Source organism: Streptomyces sp. RP5T (assembly GCF_003933965.1).
Classification (GTDB): domain Bacteria; phylum Actinomycetota; class Actinomycetes; order Streptomycetales; family Streptomycetaceae; genus Streptomyces.
The window spans coordinates 1-1,938 of the sequence record NZ_RSAJ01000972.1 but is presented as its reverse complement, the minus strand read 5'-3'; the positions used below and the strand labels follow the sequence as shown (position 1 = coordinate 1,938).

Here is a 1,938-nt window from a genome sequence, read left to right as displayed (position 1 = left end):
GCGGTCAGGTGGGCCAGGAGATGGGCGATGACGAGGACCGCGTCCCGGGTGCTGGGCAGGGTGGCGAGCATGCGGGTGGAGTCGAGGCGCTCCAGGAGCATGGTGTGGGTGACCGGGTCGTGGTCCAGGAGGCGGACCGCCCCGTCGCCGTCCCACAGGCGCAGGGCGAGGGGTTCGCCGGCGCTCTCCTCGTCGAGGAGCTGGAGCTTGAGGACGGCCGGGGCGTCGTCGGCGCGGCGAAGGACGGGCAGGACCAGGGCGGTGACGCCGTGCATGGGGGAGCCGTCCGGTCTCAGGTCCCAGCGCTCCAGGAAGTCCTCGATCAGGGTCGGCAGTGCGGCGATGAACTCCCGGCCCCGGTCGCCGTTGAAAAGCTCCTGTGTCGTCGCCAGTTCCTCCGGGATGTCGATCACGTGCGGGACCCTACCGGCGTGCGTGAATCGACTCATGCGAATTAACCGGGGTGTCCACAGGGTGTGGGCGTACATCCGCAGCGCCCCCGGCACCTATGTGTGGCTGGCGGTCCTGTTCGTGACGACGGTGGCGATGCATCACATGTCGCCGGAGTTCGAGGAGCAGTTCCTGCGGCAGCGTTCGACCAACATTCACGAGCTGTCGAGCAATCCGGTGCGGGTGCTGGTGTCGAGTGCGATGTGGATCGACGGGGGGCACTGGCTGCCGTACGTCGTCCTCTTCTCCGTCTTTCACGCGCCGGCCGAGCGCTGGCTGGGTACCGCGCGCTGGCTGGCGGTGTGTGTGGCGGCGCATGTGCTGGCCACGTTGATCAGCGAGGGGGCGCTGTTGTGGGGGATCCGGCACGGGATGGCGCCGGCGTCCGCGGTGGACTCGCTGGACATCGGGGTGAGTTACGCGCTGGCCGGGGTGGTCGCGGTGCTGGTGTACCGGATTCCGCAGCCGTGGCGGTACGTCTACGGGTTCGTGGTGCTCGTCGTGTACGCGGTGCCCCTGGTGACGGGGCGGACCTTCACGGACCTCGGGCATTTCACGTCGGCGCTGATCGGTTTCGGGTGCCGGCCGCTGGTGCGCGGGCGGGAAAGAGCACGGAATCCGAAGGAGACAGCGGGTGTGTCGGCGGGTTAACGTCCCAGGTCATGAGCAGTGGGGTCGTGAACGGCGGCATCTCCTTCTGGTACGCGGACGACGGTTACCCCGGGGCGCGCGAGCCGCTCGGTGGTGACGCGTCGGCGGACGTGGTGATCGTCGGCGGCGGGTACACGGGGTTGTGGACGGCGTACTACCTGAAGAAGGCCGTGCCGTTCCTGCGGATCACTGTTCTGGAGCGGAGGTTCTGCGGCTACGGCGCCTCCGGGCGCAACGGCGGCTGGCTCTACAACGGCATCGCGGGCCGCGACCGGTACGCGCGGCTGCACGGTCACGAGGCCGCCGTACGCCTCCAGAAGGCCATGAACGGCACTGTGGACGAGGTCGTCCGGGTGGCCGCGGAGGAGGGTTTCGACGCGGGGATCCACAAGGGGGGCGTGCTCGAAGTCGCGCGTACGCCCGCGCAGTTGGCGCGGTTGCGGGCTTTCCACGAGCACGAGTTGTCGTACGGCGAGAAGGACCGTGAGCTGTACGGCGCCCGGGAGACGGCGGGGCGGATCCGGGTCGCGGACGCGGTCGGGTCGTCGTGGACGCCGCACGGGGCGCGGGTGCATCCGGTGCGGCTGCTGAAGGGGCTGGCGGCGGCCGTCGAGGCGTTGGGCGTGGTCGTCCATGAGCAGACGCCGGTGACGGAGATCCGGCCCAAGCATGCGGTGACGCCGTACGGCACGGTCCGCGCGCCTTATGTGCTGCGCTGCACGGAGGGTTTCACGGCCGGGCTGAAGGGCCAGAGGCGGACCTGGTTGCCGATGAACTCCTCGATGATCGCCACCGAGCCGCTCAGTGACGAGCAGTGGGCGGCGATCGGCTGGGAGG

The 1,938-nt window shown here is 69.7% G+C and carries 3 protein-coding genes; 2 read left to right on the top strand and 1 reads right to left on the bottom strand.

Annotated features, from left to right (window positions below; all coding sequences use genetic code 11):
• Positions 1-413 (bottom strand): aminoglycoside phosphotransferase family protein (locus EHS43_RS43575; protein WP_221740827.1); only part of this gene is annotated, 413 nt, incomplete at its 3' end.
• 34 nt (positions 414-447) lie between these two features.
• Between EHS43_RS43575 and EHS43_RS43570 the strand changes: the two genes are divergently transcribed.
• Together EHS43_RS43570 and EHS43_RS43565 are read left to right on the top strand one after the other, a co-directional pair.
• Complete coding sequence (locus EHS43_RS43570) at positions 448-1,101, top strand: rhomboid-like protein (RefSeq protein WP_125195944.1); 654 nt, start codon at positions 448-450, stop codon at positions 1,099-1,101.
• A gap of 11 nt (positions 1,102-1,112) precedes the next feature.
• Positions 1,113-1,938 (top strand): FAD-binding oxidoreductase (locus tag EHS43_RS43565; RefSeq protein ID WP_185806662.1); only part of this gene is annotated, 826 nt, incomplete at its 3' end.

What these genes read in the sequence shown, in the direction of transcription:
- EHS43_RS43570 (WP_125195944.1), top strand. Translation starts at nt 448, where the DNA reads ATGCGAATTAACCGGGGTGTCCACAGGGTGTGGGCGTACATCCGCAGC.